At 69.4% G+C, this 24,031-nt stretch carries 26 protein-coding genes and 1 pseudogene; 18 read left to right on the forward strand and 9 right to left on the reverse strand.

Going from position 1 to position 24,031, the window contains the following annotated elements:
• Positions 1–280: 280 nt before the first annotated feature.
• The 5 genes from ACFWV8_RS24530 to ACFWV8_RS24550 all read left to right on the forward strand — a co-directional run bounded on the left by ACFWV8_RS24530 (position 281) and on the right by ACFWV8_RS24550 (position 4,383).
• Positions 281–925 (forward strand): hypothetical protein, encoded by a 645-nt coding sequence (locus ACFWV8_RS24530; protein WP_384206933.1) that lies wholly within the window; start codon positions 281–283, stop codon positions 923–925.
• The gene (locus ACFWV8_RS24535) at positions 922–1,548 is read left to right on the forward strand and encodes a hypothetical protein (RefSeq protein ID WP_384206936.1); all 627 of its coding nucleotides are present in this window, start codon (positions 922–924) and stop codon (positions 1,546–1,548) included. Before ACFWV8_RS24530 ends, ACFWV8_RS24535 begins: the two co-directional genes overlap by 4 nt.
• Before the next feature lie 31 nt (positions 1,549–1,579).
• The gene (locus ACFWV8_RS24540; protein ID WP_384206939.1) at positions 1,580–1,747 is read left to right on the forward strand and encodes a hypothetical protein; all 168 of its coding nucleotides are present in this window, start codon (positions 1,580–1,582) and stop codon (positions 1,745–1,747) included.
• A gap of 105 nt (positions 1,748–1,852) precedes the next feature.
• Positions 1,853–3,022 (forward strand): YcaO-like family protein, encoded by a 1,170-nt coding sequence (locus ACFWV8_RS24545; RefSeq protein WP_384206941.1) that lies wholly within the window; start codon positions 1,853–1,855, stop codon positions 3,020–3,022.
• A complete protein-coding gene (locus ACFWV8_RS24550) occupies positions 3,019–4,383 on the forward strand; it encodes a TfuA-like protein (RefSeq protein ID WP_384206944.1) in 1,365 nt (454 codons plus the stop codon). Before ACFWV8_RS24545 ends, ACFWV8_RS24550 begins: the two co-directional genes overlap by 4 nt.
• On the opposite strand, the gene ACFWV8_RS24555 is transcribed toward ACFWV8_RS24550, so the two are convergent.
• The 4 genes from ACFWV8_RS24555 to ACFWV8_RS24570 form a co-directional block, all read right to left on the reverse strand.
• Positions 4,314–5,630, reverse strand: coding sequence for an MFS transporter (locus ACFWV8_RS24555; protein ID WP_384206947.1), 1,317 nt, complete (start codon positions 5,628–5,630; stop codon positions 4,314–4,316). The genes ACFWV8_RS24550 and ACFWV8_RS24555 overlap by 70 nt on opposite strands.
• 1,174 nt (positions 5,631–6,804) lie before the next feature.
• Positions 6,805–6,975, reverse strand: a complete 171-nt coding sequence (locus ACFWV8_RS24560; protein ID WP_384206950.1) for a hypothetical protein — start codon at positions 6,973–6,975, stop codon at positions 6,805–6,807.
• A 29-nt stretch (positions 6,976–7,004) separates the two neighbouring features.
• A complete protein-coding gene (locus tag ACFWV8_RS24565) occupies positions 7,005–7,280 on the reverse strand; it encodes a hypothetical protein (RefSeq protein WP_384206953.1) in 276 nt (91 codons plus the stop codon).
• 693 nt (positions 7,281–7,973) lie between these two features.
• Complete coding sequence (locus ACFWV8_RS24570) at positions 7,974–8,333, reverse strand: winged helix-turn-helix transcriptional regulator (protein WP_384206959.1); 360 nt, start codon at positions 8,331–8,333, stop codon at positions 7,974–7,976.
• Positions 8,334–8,428: 95 nt separating this feature from the next.
• Here ACFWV8_RS24570 and ACFWV8_RS24575 point away from each other — a divergent pair, with 95 nt between their 5' ends.
• Positions 8,429–9,268: an enoyl-CoA hydratase/isomerase family protein gene (locus tag ACFWV8_RS24575; RefSeq protein WP_384206964.1), complete on the forward strand. Its 840-nt coding sequence runs from the start codon at positions 8,429–8,431 to the stop codon at positions 9,266–9,268.
• Between the two features lie 6 nt (positions 9,269–9,274).
• Here the strand turns inward: ACFWV8_RS24575 and ACFWV8_RS24580 are convergent.
• A pseudogene (locus tag ACFWV8_RS24580) lies at positions 9,275–9,837 on the reverse strand (IS5 family transposase); the annotation flags it as partial.
• On the opposite strand from ACFWV8_RS24580, the gene ACFWV8_RS24585 reads away from it, so the two are divergent.
• Entirely contained in the window at positions 9,829–10,527 is a 699-nt protein-coding gene (locus ACFWV8_RS24585) for a LacI family DNA-binding transcriptional regulator (protein ID WP_384206971.1), read from the forward strand. The pseudogene ACFWV8_RS24580 and the gene ACFWV8_RS24585 overlap by 9 nt on opposite strands.
• A 262-nt stretch (positions 10,528–10,789) precedes the next feature.
• Positions 10,790–11,314, forward strand: a complete 525-nt coding sequence (locus tag ACFWV8_RS24590) for a hypothetical protein (protein WP_384206978.1) — start codon at positions 10,790–10,792, stop codon at positions 11,312–11,314.
• A gap of 64 nt (positions 11,315–11,378) precedes the next feature.
• Here the strand turns inward: ACFWV8_RS24590 and ACFWV8_RS24595 are convergent, their stop codons facing one another.
• Positions 11,379–11,564 carry a DUF397 domain-containing protein gene (locus tag ACFWV8_RS24595; protein ID WP_384206985.1) on the reverse strand — a complete coding sequence of 62 codons (186 nt, stop codon included), beginning with the start codon at positions 11,562–11,564 and terminating at the stop codon, positions 11,379–11,381.
• Positions 11,564–12,382: a Scr1 family TA system antitoxin-like transcriptional regulator gene (locus ACFWV8_RS24600; protein ID WP_384206993.1), complete on the reverse strand. Its 819-nt coding sequence runs from the start codon at positions 12,380–12,382 to the stop codon at positions 11,564–11,566. Before ACFWV8_RS24600 ends, ACFWV8_RS24595 begins: the two co-directional genes overlap by 1 nt.
• A 163-nt stretch (positions 12,383–12,545) precedes the next feature.
• Here ACFWV8_RS24600 and ACFWV8_RS24605 point away from each other — a divergent pair, with 163 nt between their 5' ends.
• Positions 12,546–13,034: an ATP-binding protein gene (locus ACFWV8_RS24605; RefSeq protein WP_384207000.1), complete on the forward strand. Its 489-nt coding sequence runs from the start codon at positions 12,546–12,548 to the stop codon at positions 13,032–13,034.
• Here the strand turns inward: ACFWV8_RS24605 and ACFWV8_RS24610 are convergent.
• A complete protein-coding gene (locus tag ACFWV8_RS24610) occupies positions 12,996–14,003 on the reverse strand; it encodes a GlxA family transcriptional regulator (protein WP_384207007.1) in 1,008 nt (335 codons plus the stop codon). The genes ACFWV8_RS24605 and ACFWV8_RS24610 overlap by 39 nt on opposite strands.
• A 44-nt stretch (positions 14,004–14,047) precedes the next feature.
• Here ACFWV8_RS24610 and ACFWV8_RS24615 point away from each other — a divergent pair, with 44 nt between their 5' ends.
• Positions 14,048–14,812, forward strand: a complete 765-nt coding sequence (locus tag ACFWV8_RS24615; RefSeq protein ID WP_384207015.1) for an NAD(P)H-dependent oxidoreductase — start codon at positions 14,048–14,050, stop codon at positions 14,810–14,812.
• Positions 14,813–14,965: 153 nt separating this feature from the next.
• Positions 14,966–15,913, forward strand: a complete 948-nt coding sequence (locus tag ACFWV8_RS24620; RefSeq protein WP_384207022.1) for an NAD-dependent epimerase/dehydratase family protein — start codon at positions 14,966–14,968, stop codon at positions 15,911–15,913.
• On the opposite strand, the gene ACFWV8_RS24625 is transcribed toward ACFWV8_RS24620, so the two are convergent.
• Entirely contained in the window at positions 15,901–16,479 is a 579-nt protein-coding gene (locus tag ACFWV8_RS24625) for a TetR/AcrR family transcriptional regulator (RefSeq protein WP_384207029.1), read from the reverse strand. The genes ACFWV8_RS24620 and ACFWV8_RS24625 overlap by 13 nt on opposite strands.
• 233 nt (positions 16,480–16,712) lie before the next feature.
• Here ACFWV8_RS24625 and ACFWV8_RS24630 point away from each other — a divergent pair, with 233 nt between their 5' ends.
• The 7 genes from ACFWV8_RS24630 (at position 16,713) to mmuM (ending at position 23,791) form a co-directional block, all read left to right on the forward strand.
• The gene (locus ACFWV8_RS24630; RefSeq protein ID WP_384207034.1) at positions 16,713–17,645 is read left to right on the forward strand and encodes an SDR family NAD(P)-dependent oxidoreductase; all 933 of its coding nucleotides are present in this window, start codon (positions 16,713–16,715) and stop codon (positions 17,643–17,645) included.
• A gap of 172 nt (positions 17,646–17,817) precedes the next feature.
• Complete coding sequence (locus ACFWV8_RS24635) at positions 17,818–20,262, forward strand: ATP-binding cassette domain-containing protein (RefSeq protein ID WP_384207039.1); 2,445 nt, start codon at positions 17,818–17,820, stop codon at positions 20,260–20,262.
• Between the two features lie 124 nt (positions 20,263–20,386).
• Entirely contained in the window at positions 20,387–20,788 is a 402-nt protein-coding gene (locus ACFWV8_RS24640; protein ID WP_384207045.1) for a cell division protein SepF, read from the forward strand.
• Between the two features lie 48 nt (positions 20,789–20,836).
• Positions 20,837–21,214: a nucleotide pyrophosphohydrolase gene (locus ACFWV8_RS24645; RefSeq protein WP_384207050.1), complete on the forward strand. Its 378-nt coding sequence runs from the start codon at positions 20,837–20,839 to the stop codon at positions 21,212–21,214.
• Positions 21,215–21,357: 143 nt separating this feature from the next.
• Positions 21,358–21,843: a DUF6099 family protein gene (locus ACFWV8_RS24650; protein WP_384207055.1), complete on the forward strand. Its 486-nt coding sequence runs from the start codon at positions 21,358–21,360 to the stop codon at positions 21,841–21,843.
• Between the two features lie 58 nt (positions 21,844–21,901).
• Positions 21,902–22,828, forward strand: coding sequence for an LLM class F420-dependent oxidoreductase (locus ACFWV8_RS24655; protein WP_384207059.1), 927 nt, complete (start codon positions 21,902–21,904; stop codon positions 22,826–22,828).
• A 33-nt stretch (positions 22,829–22,861) separates the two neighbouring features.
• The gene (gene mmuM / locus ACFWV8_RS24660) at positions 22,862–23,791 is read left to right on the forward strand and encodes a homocysteine S-methyltransferase (RefSeq protein WP_384207065.1); all 930 of its coding nucleotides are present in this window, start codon (positions 22,862–22,864) and stop codon (positions 23,789–23,791) included.
• Positions 23,792–24,031 lie beyond the last annotated feature (240 nt).

Below are 24,031 nucleotides of genomic sequence, written 5' to 3' on the forward strand. Positions count from 1 at the left end.
GCGCCGCGTCCTCGCGGGTCAGTCCGGCCTGTTCGCGCCGGGTGCGCAGAAGAACCCCTATGCCGTCCGATGCCATCATCCGCCCGCTCCCAAACGTGGTCAGCGAAGGTGCGCAGTGTGGCCCTGCAAATGGCCCTGGGGGGCCAGGAATTGAACCCCTGTGTGGCACTGGGGACATACCACGCCGCGGCGTTGACTACACATCAGGCGGTGCCCAGTCCGCCGTGTCGATCGGGCCGAGGCCGAAAGGGCCGGCTCCTGGACGGAAGGAGGTCTCCTCGTGGTGCAGAACACCGAACCTCAGAGCGAGCAGAGTCCGGCGCGTGCTGCATGGGCCCGGATCGGAACCGTGATCATCCCCGGTGTCCTCTCGACGGACCGGTTCGCCGCGATCAAGTCGGAGGCCGCCGAGCGCCTGGACCAGGCGGTCCCGCACGTGCACGACCACACGGCCGCGCACCGCGACGGATCCTTCGCGACGCCGGTGCACTGCGCGTTCATCAAGCCCGGACCGGCCCTGGAGACGCTGGCGTACGACAAAGAGCTGCTGTCGGCCGTGCGCGAGCACACCGGGATTCCTCGGCTGGTGCCCCGGGGCGGCGCGGTCGTCCGCTACCGGGAGGGAGACTTCCAGGGTCTGCACCTGGACTCCATCAAGTCGACGGTCACCGTGGCGTTCACGGTCACCGAGGACCTGCCGGCGATGGGGTGGGCGCCGCACCTGTACAACGCGAGCGTCGACGTGCTGGGCAAGGTGGTCGCCGATCACGGGGTGTTCCCCGAGGGCGGCGAGTTCACCTCGCTCCAGCACCCGTACGGCGAGGAGGGGGCAGTGCGGGCGTTCGCCGGGTACGGCGTCCCGCACTGGCGCCGTCCGATGACCAGTGAGGGACTGCTGGTCACGATGGAATTCTTCGACCTGTGAGCGGGGGCGGCATGCTGCGGAAGCAGTGGCTGGCGACCGGGCGGGTGGACGTGCCGCCGGAGGTCATCGAGACGGACCGGTGGGACGAAGTCGCCGCGGAGGCCGAGCAGTACGAGCGGTACGCGGTGGTGCGCCACAACCAGCGGCCTGGCCTGCTGGCGATGCGGGACGGTTCTATCACCTCCCCCCAGCGGTGCCGGGTCCATCCTGGCGGGCCGGCCGTCAACGCCCTGGCGCGCTCGAAGGGGCTCGCCGACATGGCGGCCGAGGCGACCGGAAACGCCACGATGACGGCGATCCGGATGGGGCTGAAGTACTACAGCCCCGGCGACTACATGCATGTGCACCGCGACGACGGCAAGTGCGAGATCACGTTCTCGTGCGGGCTGACGCCGAACCTGGGCCCCATGGGCTGGCTGCCGAACCTGCGCTTCCTCAGCACCGACCAGGTCGTCGAACGGCTCGCGGGCACCCCCTACCCCGACGGGGGCGAGCCGTTCCCGATCGGCTACCGCACCCTGGCCGGGTTCGACGGAAGTCGGGCCCCTCACTGGCGTACCCCGCTCGACACCAGCTCGCGCGAGGTGCTGCTCACCATCTGCTTCACCGACCTCACGGTGTAGCAGTCCGTTCGAGTACAGGAGGAACACGCTCATGGCCCCTCAGATCACGAAGTCCTCGACCGCGCAGGCGGTTGACCCCGCGGACTTCATCACCGAACTCCACACGGAAGGCCAGCTGCCGCAGAACGCGGGCGGCGACCCGGCCGTGCCGGACAGCGCCTTCCCCGACACCCACACCTACGAGGTCCCGGCGGTCTGATCCGGCCCGCCTTCCCGTACGACGGGCCGCCGCTCTTCTGCACCTGCCCGGGGCACGGGGCGGCGGCCCTCGTGCGCGTCAGCCACAGATCCGGAGAGGGAACGCATGCGTACGCACTGCTTCGACGGCAGCCACCGCACCCGCCCACCCGAGCAGACGTGGCAGGACATCAAGCCGCTGCTGGCCGGCTTCGGCATCACCCGCGTCGCCGACGTCACCGGCCTCGACGATCTCGGCATCCCCGTCACGATGGCCGTACGACCGCTCGCGCGGACGCTGTCGGTTGCCCAAGGCAAGGGCACCACCTTGGACGCGGCCCGCGTCTCCGCCGCCATGGAGGCCATCGAGGTCTGGCACGCCGAGCGTGCCCTCCCGCCCGTCTCTCTCGCGCAGGCTCCTGCGGCAGACCTTGATCTTCCATACCCGATCACGGACTTGGAGCAGCATCCCGGCAGCCTCCTCACCAACGGCGTGCGACTGGACTGGGTCACCGCGCGCTCCGCTGTCGACCACGCCGAGACCCTTGTGCCCCAGGCCGCGGTGCGGCTGGGCCGCACGATCCACAACGACTGGCGCCAGCACCTGCCCAGCGCCTCCACGAACGGCCTCGCGTCCGGGAACACCCGGGCCGAGGCGATCGTGCACGGCCTGTGCGAGGTGATCGAGCGCGACGCCCTGTCCGGCCTCACCGACACCAGCGCGGGTCAGGCCGAGGTGGTGGACTCCTCGACGGTGAACACCCCGTACTGCGCCGCCCTGCTGGAGCGGCTCTCCCAGCGAGGATGCTGGTGGGAGCTGCGGCACGTACCCAACCGGTACGGAGTTCCGGTGATGTGCTGCTACCTGTGGCGCGAGGACCAGTCCGCAGCCGTCGTCGCTGGTTCCGGCGCCCACCCGGACCCGGGCATCGCACTGTGGCGGGCGATCACCGAGGCCGCGCAGACCCGGCTCACGCTGATCAGCGGCAGCCGCGAGGACAACCAGCCGCTCGCCTACCGGCCCGCACCGCACCGTGCCCCCACGCCCTCCGCCGAGAACCCGGTGCCGTGGCCGACGATCGAGAACCGCTATGGCGCCCCCGCCGCCAGCGACACCGAGCTCGCGCACGATCTGGCGACCGCCGTAGCCACCGCTACGGGACAGGCACCGCTGGTGGTGGATCTGACGTGGGGGCCGTATGAGCGCGCGGAGTTCGCCGTGGTCAAGGTGTGTGCACCCGCCCTGCGCTACACCGTCCGGCACACCGTGCCCCGCCCCCGGAAGGCAGCCTCATGAGCACGCATGTCTTCGCCGGGCCGACCATCACCTCGGCCCGCATCACGAGCATCCTGCCGGGCGCGGTCGTGCACCCGCCCGTCCAGCACGGAGACCTCCTCCGCCTTCGGCTGAAGGCTATTGACCGCGTTCTGATCATCGACGGGCTGTGGCACCAGAGCGCACCCGTGCGGCACAAGGAGATCCTGATGCTCCTGGCCAAGGGAGTCGCCGTCTACGGGGCCTCCAGCATGGGCGCGCTGCGCGCCGCCGAACTGGCCCCGTACGGGATGGTCGGCATCGGCCGGATCTACCACGCCTTCCGCAGCGGGCTGCTGGACGCCGACGACGACGTCGCGGTCCTCCAGGAGCCGGCCGGCCGGCCGCTGACGCAGGCCCTGGTGAACCTCCGTGCCGCCTTCGAACACGCCACAGATGCCGGCCGCATCACCAAGCCCGAGGCGCAGGGCCTGACCGAGACCGCGCGCCAGCTGCCTTATAGCCAGCGGACCTGCACCGCGCTGGGGCGCCTCATGACCGACCGCAGCCTCGGCGAGGTCTACACGAGGGCCGACATCTGGGGATGCGGCACCCCGCACGACCTCAAGCGGGAGGACGCGGAGAGAGCCCTTCGCGTCCTGGCCAAAGACCGGCCCACCACCGTGGAGTTGACGGCGCCGGGGTGGGTGGAGGAGCCGTGGCAGACCAGCTTCGTCCGCTACTGGAACGCCGCCTTCACTCCCTCCACGGACAGCGGTCTTCCGTTCCTGCCGCTCCTCCAGCACCAGCAGCTCTACGACCCCGCATTTCCCCGGCGCTGGCGCACCCACGTCCTGTCCCGCCTCCTCGCCCCCGACGGCCAACGCACCGTCCATGAGTGCGCCGTTGAGGACTTCGCGGCCCACCGCGGCCTGGCGCTGACCGATCTCACAGACGAGCAGCTCTCCTACTGGCTCACCGCCAACGAGCGATCCCATGCCGATCCGGGCGAGCAGCTGACACGTCTCGCAGTGCGCTCGGCGCGCCTCGACGACGCCTGGCCCATTTACCCGGTGTCGCGCGCTGAAGCAGGCCCTCTGCTCAACGCCGAGCTGCCCACGGAAGAACTCGTCCTGCACGCTCTGCGGACGAACGCCGCCCTCGCCGAGCACCCCGGACACAGCACCGCCCATCTCGCCCCTGCCCGGATCGCCGCCCACCTGCTCAACCACTGGGGCCTGCCCGGGGACACCGATGCCGATGAACGCGACGCCGCCGCCCGCGACCGCGGCCTGCGCAGCTTCACCGCGGCCGTCGAAACCGACCGCACCTTCTACCTCGGCGCGCTCACCAGTGTCTCCTCCGCCACCTTAACCGGGGCGAGGGCCAGTGCCCGGACCTGACGCAACAGCAACGGCACGATCATGGCGGCCACGATGGCGCCGGCCCCGGCGGCGAGCGTCGGCCGCACCCCGAAGTACGCGCTCGCCGGCCCGGCCGCCAGATACCCCAGCGGGACCGGCAGCACCTGCCCGAGCGTGGAGTACGACATGATCCGGCTCAGCTTCTCCTTCGGGATGCGCTCCTGGACCAGGCTCGCCCAGACCGTCATGCTCAGGGACAACCCGGTGCCAGCCGTGCACGCGGCGAACGCCACCAGCACGAGCGGCAGACCGGCGGCCATCGCCGCCAGCGGCAGCGACATCGCACCCGTCCCCACGCACACCACCACGCCGACGCGCCGCACCCTCCACATCAAGGCCGCAGCGGCACCGAGCACCAAGCCGCCGGTGAAGGCGCTGACCACCAGCCCCCACCCCGCAGCACCGCCGAGGTAGTCCTTGCCGTATACCGGGCCGAGCATCTGGTAACCGACCAGCCACACCGGCACGACAACCGCGCCCTGGACCACCATCACCCACAGCCAGCGCCGCGCCCAGAAGTCGTCCCACCCCTCCCGCAGATCAGTCACGAACCCGGTACGCACCTTCGCCTTCACGGGCGCCAGGTCGAGACGGGCGCACAGAACGGCCGCCGCGACGAAGGTGAGTGCGTCCCAGCCGATCACCCAGCTCGACCCGACGGCGGCGACCAGCACGCCGCCGACCGCGGGGCCCGCGACCTTGACCGTGTTCTGGCCAATCTTGAGCAGCGCGTTCGCCGCGTACCGCAGCTCGGCCGGCACCACTTCCACGACGATGCCGCCAGCGGCCGGTGTGAAGAAGCTGCTCGCCGCGCCGCACAGCGCGGACACTGCTACCAGATGCCACACCTGCGCCGCGCCGGACCACAGAAGGACGGCCGCTACGCCCTGTGTCCCGGCGCTGAGGATGTTCGTCCACACCATCACGGTGGCGCGCGACCACCGGTCGGCGACCACACCGCCGATCAGCAGGAGAAGGATCTGCGGCGCCATGTTGGCCGCGAGCACCAGACCGAGCCCGGACGCTCCTCCGCCGAGGTGCAGCACCGCGAAAGCCATGCCGATCGGAGCCACGGCCGACCCGGTCCAGGACAGCATCCGCGCCGTGAAGTGCAGCCGGAACGAGCGAACGGCGAGCGGCGCGCTCGCCTCCCTGAGCCTGGTCCGAAGTGGTATGCGCGGGACCGGAGATGAGCTGCTCCGACTCGGCCACCACGACATGCGCATGATCCAACTCCGCCCAGTAAGCACGAAGACCCGGCGCCAGACCGGCACCGGGACAGGCGCCAACCCTAGAGCACCGGGAAGATCACGTGTCCCTGATGCACCACAAAGCCCGTCCGTCTTCGGCAGTCGTCAGCAATCCGCCACGTCTCGATCAACATCCGCCTCGCTGCCGGGGGGGGGGGGGGGGCGGTCAGGTCCGGTGGTGGGCGGCGATCAGGGCTTCGATTCGGCGGATACACGGCAGACAGCAGTAGAGAGGGGCCTCTCCGTACTCGAGGCTGCGAGCGGGCCCCAGCCACAGCACTGGAATGTCGGGCGTCTCGCAGCGCCAGCACAGGCCAGTGGCCCATGTCCTTTCCACGATCCGGCTAGCTGTTCTTGATGCCGAGGAACAGGATGGCGAGCAGCGAGGCGAGGCTCACCATGTAGAGGACCTGACCGGTGCGCTCACTCACCGGGCTCATCCTCCGGAGCGCGCACGCCAGCAGTCAGTCCGTTCACGATCTCCAGGCGCCGCCCGGACTCCTCGGTCGGACCGGCGAGCCGCAGTCGGCACAGCCGAGTGGGCTTCTTCTTGGCATTCCGTCGTACGGGCAAGTTCCTCTCCTGCTGCCTGGTGGTGGGGTGCGACTCTGGCCCGGTTAGGTCGCCTTGGGTTTGGGGCGTGTCTGGCTGCCGATAGTCCCCGCAGACAGGGTCCACCGGGGCGGGCTTGTTGGTCCGGCCCCGCCCGACCGTGCTGACGCCCTTCCTGCATCAGCACGGCGGGCGGGGCCGGGGCTACGGGGTGCGCCGCCGAGCTGGGCCGGCGTGGTGGGGGTGGGAGCGCAGCTCGTTGTTGCAGTCCTCGACCGTTGGCGCGCTGCCCAGGCTGCGGGCGTCTTCGCGTTGTCTGGCCAACGCCCCGCACACGTCGCATCCCTCGGTGGCCACGGGCTCCAGGGCCGGTGCGCTGGGACCCTCTATCGCCGTCCTCACGCCAGCCGCCGCAAACAGGTCTCGACGTGCTTCAGAAGCGGCCGGTCGACCGGGGCGTACACGCGAGGTACGGACTCAGGCACGAGCCGCCAGAAGCCACCTTTGTGGATGGTCTCTTCGAGTTCAACCAGCCCCTTCTCTGGTCCTGGTTGTGCTGCTGTGGGTGCGGCCATGGGGGCGCCTTTCGACAGCTGGATCACTGAGTGAGGTCGTGCACGGCCGCGAGGAGGAGCAGCGTGCCGATGAACGCGAGGAAGCCGAAGCAGCTCGGTATCGAGAGCGTGTGGAGACACCCCCGGCCTTCGCCCTGAGGCGGCGCGGCAAGGGCGTCCGACGACTCGCAGGCTTCGGTGGTGGCGCTGAACATGCGGGGGGTGGGCGGTTCATGTCATCAACTCAGGTAGCCCGAAGCGAGGCATCCGCCTGCTCGGCGTACGGGTTGCCGGGGGCCGGCGTCACGCGGAAGAACGTCGTCGTGATGCCCCGGTAGCCGCGGTGGTCCGGGTTTCTGCCGGTGTGGTTGAGCGCCCATTCCTCAGAACTGGTCCGCCCCTCGGGCGCGTCCGACGACTCGCCGCACGTCGTGCACTCGATCTCGTGCACAGGGCCGGACGCACCCGGCTCGGTGTCGACACCGAGCGTCCATTCAGCGAGCCTGATTACCCTGTTCATCAAGGCTCCTCCTCGATGGATGACAGCGCGACGAACAGTCCAGGAAGGACGTGGGACAGCGACGCACGTAGCGCACGTGTACAGGTGACGCTGATAGCCCCTCGCCGTGGCGGCACCAGCCAGTAGGTGCCGGGCGGCCTGCAACGCTCCTCGGGCGGTAATTCCAGTTCCGTCGTCACCCCCAGAGGACCGTCGGCAGGCATCGTCGGCCATGTAGCTGTGGCAGCGGACTTGATGAAGAAGTAGACGCCGCGCACCGCAGGGTCTACCGCCACAGTGCCCGGGACGTTGATCCGGGCGAGGGCCTGGAGGCCGCAGTACCTACCAACCCGCAGCACCTGCCGGCTCGGGAGCACCAGCGCCCTGCCGGGGTGCGGAAGAACACTCGGCGGTTCAGTCATCACGTGAAACTCATCTCGTAGACCACTGCTGCGAGCAGGAAGCTACGGCGAGTACGCGGCGACGACCCGAACTCTCAGTTCGGGTGAACTCTGAGTTCAGGTCGGCTAAGAGCTCCTATCGAAATACCTTCAGGCGGCAGCGGCCTGTCGAGCAGCAGTTCACCGAGAGTGTCGCGACGGCGCGGCGAGGGCCGGGCGAGCAGGTTCGTGGATGAGCCCTGGGCACTGGCCCGGATCGGCTGGGTGACCGTTGAGGTGAACGGCGTCGTCCTGTGCAAGACATGCCGGGATGTCACTTGTCCACACGTCGCTCGTCGTAGTGATAGCGGGCGGTTTCGACCGCGTCGAGGTGATCGACGGCCCATTCCAGCATGGCGTGCACAGGGGACCGAAGGGTCCGGCCCAGGGGGGTGATGCGGTATTCGATCGCCACCGGTTCCGTGGACACGACCGTTCGCTCGACCATGCCGTTGCGCTCCAGTCGCCGCAGGCATGTGGTCAGTGACTTCGGGGTGACAGTGGGCATGTGTTGCCGGAGTTCGTTGAAGCGCCGGGGGCGGTCGCACAATGCGGCCAGTACCAGCAAGGACCACTTGTCGAAGAGTTGGTCGAGTAGATTCCGGCCGTCGCCGTTGAGCTTCACTTCGGGCACGTCGGTCTCCCTCGCGATACCTGATTTCGTTGAAGTGTATCCGTACTACTAGGTATAGATAAGATACCTAGTGGCCGGACGCGAAGACGGGAATCATGACTGACGCATACCCGACCCTCAAGATCTCTCTCAGCAGCGGCGTGGCGCACGTCGTGATCGACAACTCTCCCATCAATCTGCTCGACGCCGCTCTGATGACGGACCTGGACCGGTTCGCGGACGCCATGTCCGGCGACCACGACATCCGGGTGATTGTTTTCGACAGCGCGGACCCGGACTTCTTCGTCGCGCACGGCGACATGACGACCGCCGACGACCCCGCGACATTCGTTGCCCTCCCCATTGCGCCCGAACAAGACCAGTCCCTCAACCCGATGATGCGGCTCCACGAACGCATCCGGTCGCTGCCGCAGATCACCATCGCCAAGCTGCGCGGACTGGCACGCGGCGGCGGTGCGGAACTGCTGTCCGCGATGGACATGCGGTTCGCATCGCTCGAGCGCGCCGGAATGGCCCAGATGGAGTGCCGGCTGGGCATCATCCCGGGCGCAGGAGGCACTGCATACCTGCCCGGTCTCGTGGGTCGCGCACGCGCCCTGGAGATCATCCTTGGCGGGCAGCTGATCGATGCCGGAACCGCGGAACGGATCGGATGGGTGAACCGGGCCGTGCCGGACACCGAGCTCGACCACGTCGTCGACACCCTCGCCGCCCGCATCGCCGCTCTGCCGCCCGGCGTCGCCCGCGCTGCGACCGAAGCGGTCGACACCGCGGTCGAGTCGACCACTCACGGCCTGCGGAAGGCCAACGAGCTTCTCAGCGGACTCTTCAGTGAGCCCGCTGCAGCCCGTCTTGCCAAGGCTGCACTGGCCGCCGGCGCACACACCCGCGACGGAGAGCGCCACCTTGAGGCTCTTGTCGATGACATCACCTGAGAACTCCTACCGGGATGCCTTCAGGCGTCGCCAGCAGATGAGTGCGCATCCCAAGGTGAGCAAGGCTTCGTGGATATCGTCACGTATCTTCCAACGGATCCGCAGGCGACGGAACCAGTGCAGGTGGGCGAACGCGCGCTCCACGACCCAGCGTTGGGTGCCCAGACCGGAGCCGTGCTCGGCTCCCCGGCGGGCGATCAGCGGCTTCACACCGAGATCCCAGACCAGGCGGCGGTACTTGTCGTGGTCGTAGCCGCGGTCGGCCGGCACCACGTCGGGGCGGCGCCGGGGCCGGCCGCGCTTGCCACGCACGGGCGGCACGGCCTGGAGGAGTGGGACGAGTTACGTGACGTCGTTGCGGTTGCCGCCGGTCAAGGTGGCCGCGAGCGGGATGCCCGTGGCGTCCGTAATCAGGTGGTGCTTGCTGCCCGTCCCGTCCCGGTCAACGGGGCTTCGTCCGGTCTCGGATGCCCCTTTAACGCCCGGATGTGGGAGCCGTCGACCGCAGCACGGGAGAAGCCCAGGGCGTTCGCGCCGCCGAGCTTGGCAAGGAGGACTTCGTGGAGCCGCGGCCCTGCGCATGCCACGGCCTCGCGTATGTATATGCCGGGCGCGGTTTCGGCGGAACCCGGCAGCCGGGGCCGACGCTCCGTCAAGTTGGCGAGCTGGCCAGCGTGTCGATCGCCACCGTATCTAACGTGCTCAAGCGGCCCGACAGGGTGACCGAGAACACCCGCGCCCGCGTCGAGAAAGCGATCGCCGAACTCGGCTTCGTCCGACAGATCGGACCGTCGCGCGCAGCCGCCCACTGGAGGCGGTCCGGCCACGCCACGTGGATCTTCACCCCGGCCGCGACCGGCTGGTACCCGAGGAAGGCCCCCCAGGAGGCGCACCCCGTTCCCCTGACCGGTGGTCCGTTCCCCGGGGTGCGCGTGCGGGGCCCAGGCGCCTCTAGCCGCGCAGAGGCGTGCTGGATGCCGATCAAGGACCGGCTGACCCGTCACGGCCTCCGACACGGCCACCGAACGTTGATGGAAGAGCTGGGCACGCCCAAGGTCCTCATGGACGAGCGGATAGGCCACGAGGACCGATCGGTCAGCGCACGCTACAGCCACGTCACCGACTCGATGCGTCTGACGCTCATGGAGCAGCTGACCGAGGTCTGGCACGAATCGCTGGGCGCCCGATTGCTGTTACACCCGCGTTCGCCGATTCCGGTGCTGGACAGGCTGTTGCAGGAGCGTGCCGCGTCCCGATAGTGCGCGGACCAAGATCACACCCAGTTGACACCCAGAAGTCCCCAGGAACGCAATCAGGGCTGGTCTCCCGTGAGGGAAACCAGCCCTGACCCGCCCGAAACAAAACCCGGGAATCCGTGCAACCCTCGGTCAAGATCCGTTGTCTGCCTAGGTGTTCGGAAGTAATTCCAGCAGCCGGCATCGGGCCCGATAGCCGAGCGGTAGCCGCCATTGGCGGGCCCGTGGGTTTACTGCGCCCTTTTGCTCGGAGAAAGTTGTTCCCATGCGCTACACCAAGCGCGCAGTCACCGCCGCGGCCTGCGCATTCGCCCTGATCCCGGCGGGCGCGGCGGTCGCGGGCGACGGCCCGGCACCGGCCCCTTCGAAGTCCGCCAAGGCGAAGTCGACCGCGCCGAGCGAGGCGGGAAACCCGGCAAGCGCGAAAGCGCGGGTGGCGGGAATCTGTGCCGACGCGTACCAGGTCGGAAAAACAGCCTACATCGACAGGGCCGGTGCGCACATCGCGTCGGTCAAGCAGTTCTACTCGAAGACGTGCAACGAGAATTACGGATATCTCTGGGTCTGGGATTCATTCCGTAACGTCAACAAGGACTACGACGTGAGCGTCGCCGTCTACAGCTACAGCCAGGACGACTTCTTCGGCGGGAAGGCGTGGATCGACCACAACGGCCAGGAGTTCTGGTCGGGCGGCGCGGACACGGTGGAGGACTGCACGGCGGCGGTCGGCTCCCTGCGCAGGGCGGGCGACCCGCTCGGGGGCCAGGCGGCCAGCCAGAAGATGTGCTGAACGCGCGTCCGACGCGGGTGGGGTGGCCCGAGAACGCTCGGGCCGCCCCGTCAGCGTGGCCGCGTCAGTGCGCGGCGACGTGGGCGGTGAACGCGGCCCAGGCGGTGGGGGTGAGGGTGAGCCGGCCTATGCGGGGGTCTTTGGAGTCCCGCACGAGGACGGCGTGGGGTTGGGTGGCGACCTCGACGCAGTTGTCGCCGCCGCTGCCGCTGTAACTGCTCTTGAACCAAGTCAGTTCAGTCGTGCTCATTACGCTCCTCGCATCTGCTCCAGCAGGCTCACGGTGGCCTGACGGCTCAGGGCCTGTGAGCGCATCTTGCCATAGCGCTGGAGCATCGAACTCGCGAGTTTGGGGTCCGTCAGCAGGGTGCTGCTGTCGTGCCCTTCGAAGTACCCGATCCACTGGTGATCGGGTGTCTCAGCCAGGTACATCTGCCCGTCCGAGCCGATGTGGTCCGCCTGGTGCAGTGGCATGAGCTGAATCTCGATGTTACGTCGATCGCCTGCCTCCAGCAGGCGATCGATTACCGCCCTGGTGACGTGCGGCCCTCCCAAGCCCCGTTCCAGAAGCGCCTGTTCGATGATGAAACTGAACGAGGTGTTGGGCCGCTCAGCAAGGAGCCGTTGACGCTCCAGGCGAGCGACCACCTTGTGTTCCAGCTCCTCTTCGGTCAGGGGTGGCAACCTCCGCTCGAAGATTGCCCGGAGGTACGCCTCCGGCTGCAACAGCCCCGGAATCGCCCGGCACTCGTACGCGTACAGCGAGATCGCCGTCTCCTCGACGATCGCCCACTTCTTGAACCACGAGGCCAGCCCGGCCCCTTTCGTCAGGGTCTTGAACGCCGCTTCGATGATCCGCTTCGCGGGCGGATCCAGCACGGCCCCCGCCCGGTTCGGCAGGTCCTTCGGCGGGAACTGTTTCCCCTGTTCGATCTTGGCGATGTAGTGCACCGAGTACTGGACCAGGTGCGCGAACTCCTCCTGCGTCAGGCCGTCTTCCTCCCGCAGCACCTTCAACACAGAGCCAAAGGTCTTGAGACTGTCCGACGTCTCGGGTTCACTGCTCATGCCACTTCTCCCTGGCCCCTGCTCGGCTCGATGCGTACCCCGCACAACTGGTCCAGCATCACTGGTAGTTACTCACCCGGTCCAGTGGGTCAACCAGTACAGCGGTCAGGTGTACTGGCGTAGTCCCTGGTGAAGCGTCCAATCCCGCCCGGACGCTGGGCATATGCCATCCCTCCAGGCCCAAGAGGCCGTCACCGTACGTGTGTTCAACCAGCGGTTCTCCGCCACCCGGCGTGGCGCGCGGCTCGCGCGGAGGCTCGCGACGCAGCAGCTCGACGCGTGGGGCATCTCGTACGGCTCCCAGCCGTCCGACGCCGCCGCCCTCGTCGTCGCCGAGCTGGCGGCGAACGCCGTGCTCCATGGGCGGGTGCCGGGGCGGGACTTCGCGTTGCGGCTGTCGTACAACACGGCCAAGGACCTCGTACGGATCGAGGTGAGCGACACCCACGGCGCGATGCCGATGCGCGCTCCGCGCGGGGCCGCCGCCGACGGCGAGCACGGCCGGGGGCTGGTGCTCGTGGACGCCGTCGCCTTGCAGTGGGGGGTCAGCGGGCGGACGGGGCCGGGCAAGACCGTGTGGGCGTACGTACTGGCTTCGCACGAGTGCGGCGGGTCAGGGGCCGCGGAATGTGGCGCGGTAGGCGCTGGGTGAGACCCCGAGTTCGGCTTGCAGATGCAGGCGCATGGAGCCGGCGGTGCCGAAGCCCGCGGTGGAGGCGATCTCGTCGATGGGTAGATCCGTGCGTTCCAGGAGGGCGCAGGCTCGCTCGATGCGCTGTTGGGTGAGCCAGCGCCCCGGCGAGGTGCCGATCTCGTCACGGAAGCGCCGGGTGAAGGTTCGGGTGCTTGTCGATTCCTGGGCTGCCAGTTCCCGGAGCGTGACGGGCCGGTGCAGGTTCGCCAGTGCCCATTGGCGCGCCTTGCCGGTCGAGGAGATTCTCGGGTCCGGCATCGGTCGCTGTACGTACTGCGCTTGCCCGCCCTCGCGGTGGGGCGGGACGACGCTGCCGCGCGCCACGTCGTTGGCGACCGCCGCGCCGTGGTCGGTGCGGATCATGTGCAGGCACAGGTCGATGCCTGATGCCGCGCCCGCCGAGGTGAGGACGCCGTCGTCGTCGGTGTAGAGGACGTCCAGGTCGAATACGACGTCCGGGAATCGCTCCCGGAACCGGGCGGACGATCGCCAGTGGGTGGTTGCCCGCCGCCCGTCGAGCAGGCCCGCCGCGGCCAGCACGAACGATCCCGTGCAGATCGAGGCGATCCGTGTGCCGGGTCGGATCCGCGCGAGCGCGGCGGTGAGCGAGGGTTCGAGCGGCCTGCCTGGCGGCTCGAAGTCGTGCTGGGAGCCGGGGACGACGACGGTGTCCGCCTCGGCCAGCGCCGCGGATCCGTGCGCGACGCCGATGGGGAAATCGGCGTCCGTGCGCACGCTCCCCGGCTCCGGCGCGCACGTCACGACCTCGTAGAGCGGGACACCGGCGGCCGAGCGGGCCTGGCCGAAGATCCGGTGAACGATGCTGAGCTCGAACGACAGAACCTTGTCACGGACCAGGACCGCCACACGGTGGCGCCCGTCACCGGCGAAAACGGCCATGGCCCGATCTTCGCACATGCTGTCCATCAGGCCAGTCGTGTCGGCGGTGCCGCAGCGGCAGCATCGACGTCATGAATGTTCTCTGGATTCTTGCCCACCCCGAACCCCGCTCGCTCAACGGACACCTCGCCGCGGAGGGGCGGCGCGCGCTCGGCGCGGAAGGTCACCAGGTCGAGGTGTCGGACCTGTACGCGATGGGCTGGAACCCCGTCGTCGATGCCGCCGACTACGCCCACCATGCGGCGGAGCGGTTCCAGGTCGCCGCTGCCGCGAAGCGGGCGTATGAGAGCGGCGGGCTGAGCGCCGATATCCGAGCCGAGCAGGAGAAGATCATCCGGGCGGACACCGTCGTCGTCCAGTTCCCGCTGTGGTGGTTCGGAATGCCCGCCATACTCAAGGGCTGGTTCGACCGGGTCTGGCACCAGGGCTTCGCGTACGGGTTGCGGGGCCCGAACGGCGAGTGGATCGGCTACGGGGACGGGTTCCTCGCGGGCAAGCGTGCCATGACGGTGACGACCCTGGGCGGGCCGGCGTGGTCCTACGGCGAGCGGGGCATCCACGGAGCCGTCGACGAGCTGCTGTTCCCGCTCCAGCACGGCATTCTGTTCTACGCGGGCGCGGAGGTGCTGCCCCCGGTGCTGATCCCGGGCGCCGACCGGTTCACGCCCGAGGAGGGCCAGGCGGCGGCGAAGGAGCTGCGCGGGCGCCTGCTCGCGATCCCGACGACCGAGCCGATCGCGTACCGAAGGCAGAACGGCGGAGACTACGACCGCAACCTCGTGCTGCGACCGGACGTGGCGCCGGGGCGGACCGGGCTGGGGGCGCACGTGGCCTGAGCCTGGCCCGGAGGGGCGAAGGGTCGTCGGAGGGCCGTACGGGCACCGGGACCCGTCCTCGGGAGCGTGGTCGGCGCCGTGAGCATAGGCTCGATGGGCAGAGTGTCCCGAAATGCGCCCTCCTCTTAAGGAGGAGCCATTCAAGGAGGAGCCATGAAAGTTCTCCTCGCCGGAGCATCCGGCACCCTCGGCCACTTCCTCGTACCCCAGCTCATGGCGGCCGGGCATCACGTCATCGCCGTCACCCGCTTCCCGCAGGCGGCCGAGCGGCTCAGGCAGGGCGGTGCGACCGCCGTGCTGGCCGATGTGCTCGACCGGAGCGCGCTGCTCGCCGCCCTGGAGGGGCTGAGCGCCGACGCGGTCGTCCATGAGCTCACCGCGCTGACCAAGGCGCCCCTGCGCTATGCCGACCTGGAGCCGACCAACCGGCTCCGGGTCGAGGGGACCCGTAACCTGCTGGACGCGGCGCGGCGGATGGGCGCGACGCGCTTCCTGACGCAGTCGATGTTCCTCGGGTACGGCTTCCGGGACCTGGGGCCCGAACCTCTTACCGAGGACGCGCCGTTCGCCGTGCCCGCGGGCGCCAAGACGGATCACGTTCTCGCGGCGCTGAAGTCCACCGAGGACCAGGTGCTCGGTGCCGGGCCAGACATCGCTGGCATCGCCCTGCGCTACGGCCTCTTCTACGGAGGCGACATCGAGGTCTTCGCGGCGATGATGAGCAGGCGCCGGCTGCCGGTGCCGCTCGGGCACGCGGGGACGCTCGCGCTGGTCCACCACAAGGACGCGGCGTCAGCCACTGTCGCCGCGCTGGAGCGGGGAGTCGGGGGCCGGGTCTACAACGTCGTGGACAACACCCCGGCCACGTGGCGCGAGTTGATGGAGGAGATCGCCCGTACGACCCGTACGCCCAGGCCGATCGCCCTCCCCGCCGGACTGATCCGGCTCGCCGCGCCGTACATCGCGCAGGTGATGACCCGCGTCAACGTGCGGATCTCCAACGAGCGGGCGCGTACGGAGCTGGACTGGACACCGCGTTTTCCGGGATACCGGGAAGGTCTGGCGGCCGGCATGGCCACCGCCGGGGGTCACGGCGTGTAGCGCAGACCGTCCAGCAGGAGGTCGAGCAGGCGGCCGGCCTGTTCGCGCATGTTCTGCTCGCCCGCGGCGAGGGCCACGCCGCTGATGCCGATCAGGACGTCGTCGGCGTCGACATCCTTACGGAAGCCGCCGTCCGCGGCTCCGGCGTCGAGCAGCAACCTGATCGCGGAGCCGAGCAGTTCGCGGCTGTGCGCGTAGGGGTTCACGCCCGAGGCGATGACCGCGCGGAGTGCGTCGGCCATGCCCGATTTGGCGATCATGAAGTCGATGTAGCGGTCCATCCACGCCCGTGTCGCATCGAGCGGGGCCAGCTCGGCGAGGAGCGCGGGCGCGGCGTCGCAGACGGCCGTCAGCTCGTTGCGGTAGACCGCCTCGACCAGGGCCTCGCGGGTGGGGAAGTGGCGGTAGAGCGTACCGATGCCGACCCCGGCGTCCTTGGCGATCGCGCCGAGGGTCGGGCTTCCGCCTCCGTCGCTCTCGGAGAGCAGCCGTATCGCGGAGGCGAGGACGAGTTCGCGGTTGCGCCGGGCGTCGGCGCGCAGAGGACGCTCGCTACTGGCTTCCACGCGGTCCTCCCTTCCCCCCGACGGCGTCGGCTCGAACGTAACCCAGGGCCGGGCCCGCTTGCCAAACGGAGCTTCCTCCGATTAGCGTGAGATGAGAGCGGAGGATCCTCCGTTTAAGTGTACGGCGAAGCGCGCCATCGGGCCCTGCCGAGTTCTGCCGAGTTCCGCCGAGCCGTATCGACCTGTATCGACCCGCATCGAGCCCCACCGAAGTCATTACGAAGAGGACCGTCATGTCGCACCCCGACCGGATCACCACTCCTTTCAACCGTGAGACCACCGCCGCCGAGGTCATCGACGGCATCGACCTGACCGGCAGGCGCGCCGTCGTGACCGGCGGCGCCTCCGGCATCGGGGTCGAGACCGCCCGCGCGCTGGCGTCCGCGGGCGCCGAGGTCACGCTCGCCGTACGGAACGTCGAGGCCGGGGAGCGTACGGCCGCCGACATCACCGCCACGACCGGCAACTCCCGCGTATCGGTCGCACCGATCGAGCTGGCCGACCGCTCGTCGGTCGCGGCGTTCGCCGAGGCGTGGCAGGGGCCGCTGCACATCCTCGTGAACAACGCGGGTGTCATGGCGGAGCCCCTGAAGCGCACGCCCGAGGGCTGGGAGCACCAGTTCGCCACGAACCATCTGGGCCACTTCGGGCTGGCGCTCGGCCTGCACGACGCACTGGCCGATGCGGGCAACGCGCGCATCGTGTCGGTGAGTTCGAGCGCGCACCTGCGCTCGCCCGTCGTCTTCGACGACATCCACTTCGTGAACCGCGAGTACGAGCCGTGGGCGGCGTACGGCCAGTCCAAGACCGCCAACATCCTCTTCGCCGTCGAAGCCACCAAGCGGTGGGCCGCCGACGGGATCACCGTCAACGCCCTGATGCCGGGCGGCATCCGTACCAATCTCCAGCGCCACCAGAACGACAACCCCGACTTCCAGAAGCTGGTCGAGGGCGCCGTCTGGAAGACCCCCGAGCAGGGCGCCGCCACCTCCGTACTCGTCGCGGTCTCACCGCTCCTGGAGGGCATCGGCGGCCGGTACTTCGAAGACGTCACCGAGGCCGGGCCGAACGTGCCGCCGTCCGGTGAGGGCGTCGCCGGCTACGCGCTGGACCCGGAGGCGGCGGCGCGGCTGTGGGTGGTGTCGCGGGAGATGCTCGCGAGCTGAGGCCGCCCGTCACCGCGCGGGCCCGTACACCCGATGAGTGTCCCGTACGCCGACGCGCGGTCCGTTCGCCGATGCGCGTCCCGCACACCGATCAGGATCGGAGAAGCGCCGGTCACCCGGCCGCACTAGCGTGAGGGGACATGGACGGACCCGCCTCACGGACGGAGCGACGATGAGCAGGAACACGGGGACGGGCGGGCCGGTCCGCTCGGGGACGGACACGCGGCCCGCCGTCGGCGGTCACGGGGTGATCCGGGTGCACGGTGCGCGGGTCAACAACCTCAAGGACGTCAGCGTCGAGATCCCGAAACGGCAGCTCACGGTGTTCACCGGTGTCTCGGGCTCCGGCAAGAGCTCCCTCGTGTTCGGCACCGTGGCCGCCGAGTCGCAGCGGCTGATCAACGAGACGTACAGCACCTTCGTACAGGGCTTCATGCCGACGCAGGCCCGGCCCGAGGTCGACGTACTCGAAGGGCTGACGACCGCGATCATCGTCGATCAGCAGCGGATGGGCTCCGACCCGCGCTCCACGGTCGGCACCGCCACCGACGCCAACGCGATGCTCCGCATCCTCTTCAGCCGGCTCGGCAAGCCGCACATCGGCTCGCCCGGCGCGTTCGCCTTCAACGTCGCCTCCGTGCGGGCGAGCGGTGCGATCACAGTCGAACGCGGCAACCGCAGAACCGTGAAAGCGACCTTCAACCGCACCGGCGGCATGTGCACCCGCTGCGAGGGGCGGGGATCGGTGTCGGACATCGATCTCGCGCAGCTCTACGACGACAGCAAGTCGCTCGCCGAGGGGGCGTTCACCATCCCCGGCTGGAAGTCGGACAGCTTCTTCACCGTGCGCGTCTACGCGGAGTCGGGGCTCCTCGATCCGCACAAACCGATCCGTAAGTTCACGAAGAAGGAGATGCAGGACTTCCTCTACCGGGAGCCGACCAAGGTCAAAGTCGAAGGCGTGAACCTCACCTTCGAGGGACTGATCCCCAAGATCCAGAAGTCGTTCCTCGCCAAGGACCGGGAGTCGATGCAGCCGCACATCCGGGACTTCGTGGACCGGGCGGTCACCTTCACCACCTGCCCCGAGTGCGAAGGCACCCGGCTCAGCGAGGAGGCCAGATCCTCGAAGATCGGGGGCATCAGCATCGCCGACGCGTGTGCGATGCAGATCAGCGACCTCGCCGAGTGGGTACGCGCCCTGGACGAACCGTCGGTCGCGCCGCTGCTTCAGTCGCTGGGCGGGACGCTCGACTCCTTCGTGGAGATTGGGCTCGGCTATCTCGGCCTCGACCGGGCGTCGGGCACCCTGTCGGGCGGCGAGGCACAGCGCGTCAAGATGATCCGCCACCTCGGCTCCTCGCTCACCGATGTCACGTACGTCTTCGACGAGCCGACGATCGGGCTGCACCCGCACGACATCAGCCGGATGAACGACCTGCTGCTGAGGCTGCGCGACAAGGGCAACACCGTGCTCGTCGTGGAGCACAAGCCGGAGACGATCGCGATCGCCGACCATGTGGTCGACCTGGGTCCCGGCGCCGGTTCGGAGGGCGGCACCGTCTGCTTCGAGGGGACGGTGGAGGGGCTGCGGGGTGCGGGGACCGTCACCGGACGGCACTTCGACGACCGGGCCGTGCTCAAGGAAACGGTGCGCACGCCTACGGGCGCGCTGGAGATCCGCAGGGCGACGACGCACAATCTGCGCTCCGTGGATGTCGACATCCCGCTCGGGGTGCTGACCGTCGTCACCGGTGTCGCGGGGTCCGGCAAGAGCTCGTTGGTGCACGGGTCGTTGGTGGCGGGTGCGGGTGCGGGTGCGGGTGCGGGTGCTGGGGCTGTGGGCGGCCCGGGTGTGGTGTCGGTCGGGCAGGGTGCGATCCGCGGCTCGCGACGGAGCAACCCCGCGACGTACACCGGGCTGCTCGACCCGATCCGTAAGGCGTTCGCCAAGGCCAACGGCGTGAAACCGGCGCTGTTCAGCGCCAACTCCGAGGGCGCCTGCCCCAATTGCAACGGCGCCGGCGTCATCTACACCGACCTCGGGATGATGGCGGGCGTCGCCACCGTCTGCGAGGAGTGCGAGGGCAAGCGGTTCCAGGCGTCGGTGCTCGACCACCACCTCGGCGGGCGCGACATCAGCGAGGTGCTCGCCATGTCGGTGGCCCAGGCCGAGGAGTTCTTCGGCGCGGGCGAGGCGCACACACCGGCCGCGCACCGCGTCCTCGGCCGGCTGGACGACGTCGGGCTCGGCTACCTCACCATCGGCCAGCCGCTCACCACCTTGTCCGGCGGCGAGCGGCAGCGGCTCAAGCTGGCCACGCATATGGCGGACAAGGGCGGCGTCTACGTACTGGACGAGCCGACCGCCGGGCTGCACCTCGCGGATGTCGAGCAACTGCTCGGGCTGCTCGACCGGCTTGTCGAGTCCGGCAAGTCGGTCATCGTGGTCGAACACCACCAGGCGGTGATGGCGCACGCCGACTGGATCATCGACCTCGGCCCCGGCGCGGGACATGACGGCGGCCGGATTGTCTTCGAGGGAACCCCCGCCGACCTGGTGGCGGACCGCTCGACTCTTACCGGCGAACACCTCGCGGCGTACGTCGGCGCCTGACATCCGGACTGGCTTAGGTCCGGACTGACTTGTGCCTGGACTGGGCCGTGTCGCTATTGGGCCGAACGGGTGAGGGGCGGGAGGATGGCCGCCTACAGACAGAGCGCGCGGAAGGGGTGATCCGGTGAGCAGATACGGCGGTTACGACAGGTACGACGCCACCGACGAGCAGTGGGAGGGCCTGGCCCAGGTCGTCCCGCTGCGGGGCCGCAACGAATGGCCCTCGCGGGTCGACCACCGCACGATCCCGGAGGACTACGCCGCCGAGCAGCGGCGGTTCGTGGTCCTGCGGGTACGGGTCTTCGCCGACGCGCGTGAGGTCGCGGAGCATCTGATCGCGCAGATCCCGGTGCTCCTCGACCTGACCGGCGCGGAGACCGATGTGGCCAAGCGCATCCTGGACTTCAGCAGCGGTGTCGTCTTCGGGCTCGGCAGCGGGATGCACCGGGTCGAGCGCAACGTCTTCCTGCTCGCGCCGGTCGGCACCGAGGTCGAGGGGATCGCGGCGGCGGCCCAGCAGCCGTGACGAGAGCCCCGGTCCGTCCGTCCGCGCGGAACTGATAGATCTGGGTCCGTGACGGAACTGGATGTGCAGGGATTGCAGCGCAGACTCGTGGAGTTCGCGGCGGCGCGCGAGTGGGAGCCGTACCACACACCGAAGAACCTGGCGGCGGCGCTGAGCGTCGAAGCCTCCGAACTGCTGGAGATCTTCCAGTGGTTGACCCCCGAGCAGTCGGCGCGGGTGATGGAGGACCCCGGGGCGGCGCACCGGGTGCGGGACGAGGTCGCGGATGTGCTGGCGTATCTGCTCCAGTTCTGCGACGTGTTGGAAGTCGACGTGCTGAGCGCGCTCGCCGAGAAGATCGACCGGAACGAGCTGCGCTTCCCGCCCGCGTCGGGGTCCGCGTCCGCGTCCGGGTCCGGATCTGCCTCCGGACCGGTCTCCGACTGATTCGTCACTCTATGGAGTGGCCGAGTTATCCACAACTGGCTTCCTGTCCACAGATTTCCGAATTCCTCTGGTCTTTCTGTTGCCAATAGCTCACGCTGGGTAATGAGTAGATGGGCAGGGTGTTCGACAGACGGGGATGGCGAATGGACGCGGAGAGGCTCATCGCGGCCGGCCGGGTTGCCTTGGCCCGGAGCGGTGCGGCGTTGGACGTCGTGGCGGAAGCCTGGCAGGCGCAGGCTCTCGCCCAGGCGATAGGAGATCAACTGGCCCTGTACGGACCGAAGGAGCTGAGGACGGAAGCACGGGACCTCGCTGAGACCGGAGCGCGGGGCGGCGCGTTGCCCGAGCACCCCTCGCTGCGGGACGGGGGGATACGGGCGGCGCGGCTGACGACGGTGACTGACGCGCGCAGTGCGCTGACCGGACTGGGCATGCTCCTCGGCGAGGCGGGGATCGCGCTGGTCTCGGTGGCCTGCGGGACGGACGAGGAGGGGCTGTACTGGCAGTGCATCGAGGCGATCGACGCGGCCGACGAATCGAACGACAGGGTGCACGGAATGCTTCGACAGCTCACGGCGCGGGACGAGATCCGTGAGCGGGACGTGGAGAAGGAGAAGGAGATGGGATGAGGAATCGCCCCGGCGAGGAGGCGCCGCCGACCGGGGTTCGAAGGTGCAGGATGGATGCATGGATCTTCGAATCTTCACCGAGCCCCAGCAAGGGGCCGGCTACGAGACGCTGCTGACCGTCGCCAAGGCGACGGAAGACCTTGGCTTCGACGCTTTTTTCCGCTCCGACCACTATTTGCGTATGGGCGCGGCCGACGGTCTTCCCGGCCCCACGGACGCCTGGATCACACTTGCCGGTCTCGCGCGTGAGACCAAGCGGATCAGGCTCGGCACCCTCATGACGGCAGGCACCTTCCGGCTGCCGGGCGTGCTCGCCATCCAGGTCGCCCAGGTCGACCAGATGTCGGGCGGCCGGATCGAACTGGGCCTGGGCGCGGGCTGGTTCGAGGAGGAGCACAAGGCGTACGGCATTCCGTTCCCCGCGGAGAAGTTCGCCCGCCTTGAGGAGCAACTGGCCATTGTCACGGGGCTGTGGAGCACACCGGTCGGTGAGAAGTTCTCGTACGACGGGTCCTACTACCAACTGGCCGACTCACCCGCGCTGCCCAAGCCGGCCCAGTCCAAGATTCCGATGCTGATCGGCGGACACGGCGCGACGCGCACGCCGCGCCTCGCCGCGCAGTACGCGGACGAGTTCAACATCCCGTTCGCCTCGATCGGTGACAGCGAGACGCAGTTCGGCCGCGTGCGGGAGGCGGCGGAGAAAGCCGGACGGAAGGCCGACGACCTGGTCTATTCGACCGCGCTGGTCGCGTGCGTGGGCAGGACGGACGCGGAGGTGGCCCGCCGGGCCGCGTCCATCGGACGGGAGGTGGAGGAACTGAAGGCGAACGGACTCGCGGGCTCGCCCGCCGAGGTCGTCGACAAGATCGGCCGATACGGGGCGATCGGCGCGTCCCGTCTCTACTGCCAGATGCTGGATCTGGACGACCTCGACCACCTGGAACTGCTCTCCTCCCAGGTCCAGTCCCAGCTGGCTGAGTGAGCCCCTCCGCCGATCGAGGACAGGGAGGTGTCCATGAAGCCCACCCGCACACTCGCCGCCGCGCTGGCCGAGGGCAGCCTTGTCCTCGACGGCGGTCTCTCCGACCAACTCCAGGCACAGGGCTGCGATCTCTCCGACGACCTGTGGTCGGCCCGGCTCCTGGCCGACGGCCCGCACCAGATCGAGGCGGCGCACGCGGCGTACGTCCGGGCCGGCGCCCAGGTGTTGATCACCGCCAGCTACCAGGCGACGTACGAGGGCTTCGCCCGCCGGGGCATCGGCCGGGAGCAGGCGTCCCGGCTGCTGACCGACAGCGTGACGCTGGCCCGGCGGGCGGGGGCGGAGGTGGCACGGGAGATCTGGGTGGCCGCCTCGGTGGGCCCGTACGGGGCGATGCTCGCGGACGGCGGTGAGTACCGGGGCCGGTACGGGCTGTCGGTCCGGGAGTTGGAACGCTTCCACCGCCCAAGGATTGAAACACTGGCTGCGGCGGCTCCGGACGTCCTCGCCCTGGAGACGGTCCCGGACACCGACGAGGCGGAGGCGATGCTGCGGGCGGCGAAGGGCTGCGGAGTCCCGGTCTGGCTCTCCTACACGATCAAGGGCCCCCGCACCCGCGCGGGCCAGCCCCTGACGGAGGCCTTCGCCCTGGCGGCGTCCGAGCCCGAGGTGATCGCGACGGGCGTCAACTGCTGCACCCCACCGGACGCGGACGAGGCGGTCCCCCTGGCAGCCTCGACGACGGCCAAGCCGGTGGTGGTCTACCCGAACAGCGGCGAGACGTGGAACGCGACGACGAAGGGGTGGGTGGGGGAGGGGAGGGGGGAGGGCCCCCTCCCGGCCACCCGGCTCCGAGCCTGGCAAGCAGCCGGCGCCCGCCTCCTGGGCGGCTGCTGCCGCGTGGGCCCGGCCCAGATCGCGGAGGTGGCTGCGTGGTTGGAGGCAGAGAGGGACGACCGCTGACCGTCCGATCCGGAACCGTGAAGAAGACCTGTTTCGCTCGGGCGGTACGGGAGGTCGGCCTCGGCGGGGGTGGGGCTGCCTGGCGGGGCCGGCTCGGGTTGCGTAGCGGGAGGCCCGTTGACCGCTTGGTCTTGGCTCGTGTGGGGTCCCCCGGGCGGGGTGTCGCGCATTCGCGCGGACACCCCCCCCGGGGGCCCGGTCGGATCCGGCCCCGCACCTGGGGTTGGGGGAGTGGATGGC

Source organism: Streptomyces sp. NPDC058665 (assembly GCF_042714995.1).
Lineage (GTDB): Bacteria > Actinomycetota > Actinomycetes > Streptomycetales > Streptomycetaceae > Streptomyces.

Bases quoted from the DNA above. Each gene is read 5' to 3' on its own strand.
- ACFWV8_RS24540 (WP_384206939.1), top strand. From the start codon at position 1,580: ATGGCCCCTCAGATCACGAAGTCCTCGACCGCGCAGGCGGTTGACCCC.
- ACFWV8_RS24545 (WP_384206941.1), top strand. From the start codon at position 1,853: ATGCGTACGCACTGCTTCGACGGCAGCCACCGCACCCGCCCACCCGAG.
- ACFWV8_RS24550 (WP_384206944.1), top strand. From the start codon at position 3,019: ATGAGCACGCATGTCTTCGCCGGGCCGACCATCACCTCGGCCCGCATC.
- ACFWV8_RS24555 (WP_384206947.1), bottom strand. From the start codon at position 5,630: ATGCGCATGTCGTGGTGGCCGAGTCGGAGCAGCTCATCTCCGGTCCCG.
- ACFWV8_RS24560 (WP_384206950.1), bottom strand. From the start codon at position 6,975: ATGTTCAGCGCCACCACCGAAGCCTGCGAGTCGTCGGACGCCCTTGCC.
- ACFWV8_RS24565 (WP_384206953.1), bottom strand. From the start codon at position 7,280: ATGAACAGGGTAATCAGGCTCGCTGAATGGACGCTCGGTGTCGACACC.
- ACFWV8_RS24575 (WP_384206964.1), top strand. From the start codon at position 8,429: ATGACTGACGCATACCCGACCCTCAAGATCTCTCTCAGCAGCGGCGTG.
- ACFWV8_RS24590 (WP_384206978.1), top strand. From the start codon at position 10,790: ATGCGCTACACCAAGCGCGCAGTCACCGCCGCGGCCTGCGCATTCGCC.
- ACFWV8_RS24595 (WP_384206985.1), bottom strand. From the start codon at position 11,564: ATGAGCACGACTGAACTGACTTGGTTCAAGAGCAGTTACAGCGGCAGC.
- ACFWV8_RS24600 (WP_384206993.1), bottom strand. From the start codon at position 12,382: ATGAGCAGTGAACCCGAGACGTCGGACAGTCTCAAGACCTTTGGCTCT.
- ACFWV8_RS24605 (WP_384207000.1), top strand. From the start codon at position 12,546: ATGCCATCCCTCCAGGCCCAAGAGGCCGTCACCGTACGTGTGTTCAAC.
- ACFWV8_RS24610 (WP_384207007.1), bottom strand. From the start codon at position 14,003: ATGGACAGCATGTGCGAAGATCGGGCCATGGCCGTTTTCGCCGGTGAC.
- ACFWV8_RS24615 (WP_384207015.1), top strand. From the start codon at position 14,048: ATGAATGTTCTCTGGATTCTTGCCCACCCCGAACCCCGCTCGCTCAAC.
- ACFWV8_RS24620 (WP_384207022.1), top strand. From the start codon at position 14,966: ATGAAAGTTCTCCTCGCCGGAGCATCCGGCACCCTCGGCCACTTCCTC.
- ACFWV8_RS24630 (WP_384207034.1), top strand. From the start codon at position 16,713: ATGTCGCACCCCGACCGGATCACCACTCCTTTCAACCGTGAGACCACC.
- ACFWV8_RS24635 (WP_384207039.1), top strand. From the start codon at position 17,818: ATGAGCAGGAACACGGGGACGGGCGGGCCGGTCCGCTCGGGGACGGAC.
- ACFWV8_RS24650 (WP_384207055.1), top strand. From the start codon at position 21,358: ATGGACGCGGAGAGGCTCATCGCGGCCGGCCGGGTTGCCTTGGCCCGG.
- ACFWV8_RS24655 (WP_384207059.1), top strand. From the start codon at position 21,902: ATGGATCTTCGAATCTTCACCGAGCCCCAGCAAGGGGCCGGCTACGAG.
- mmuM (WP_384207065.1), top strand. From the start codon at position 22,862: ATGAAGCCCACCCGCACACTCGCCGCCGCGCTGGCCGAGGGCAGCCTT.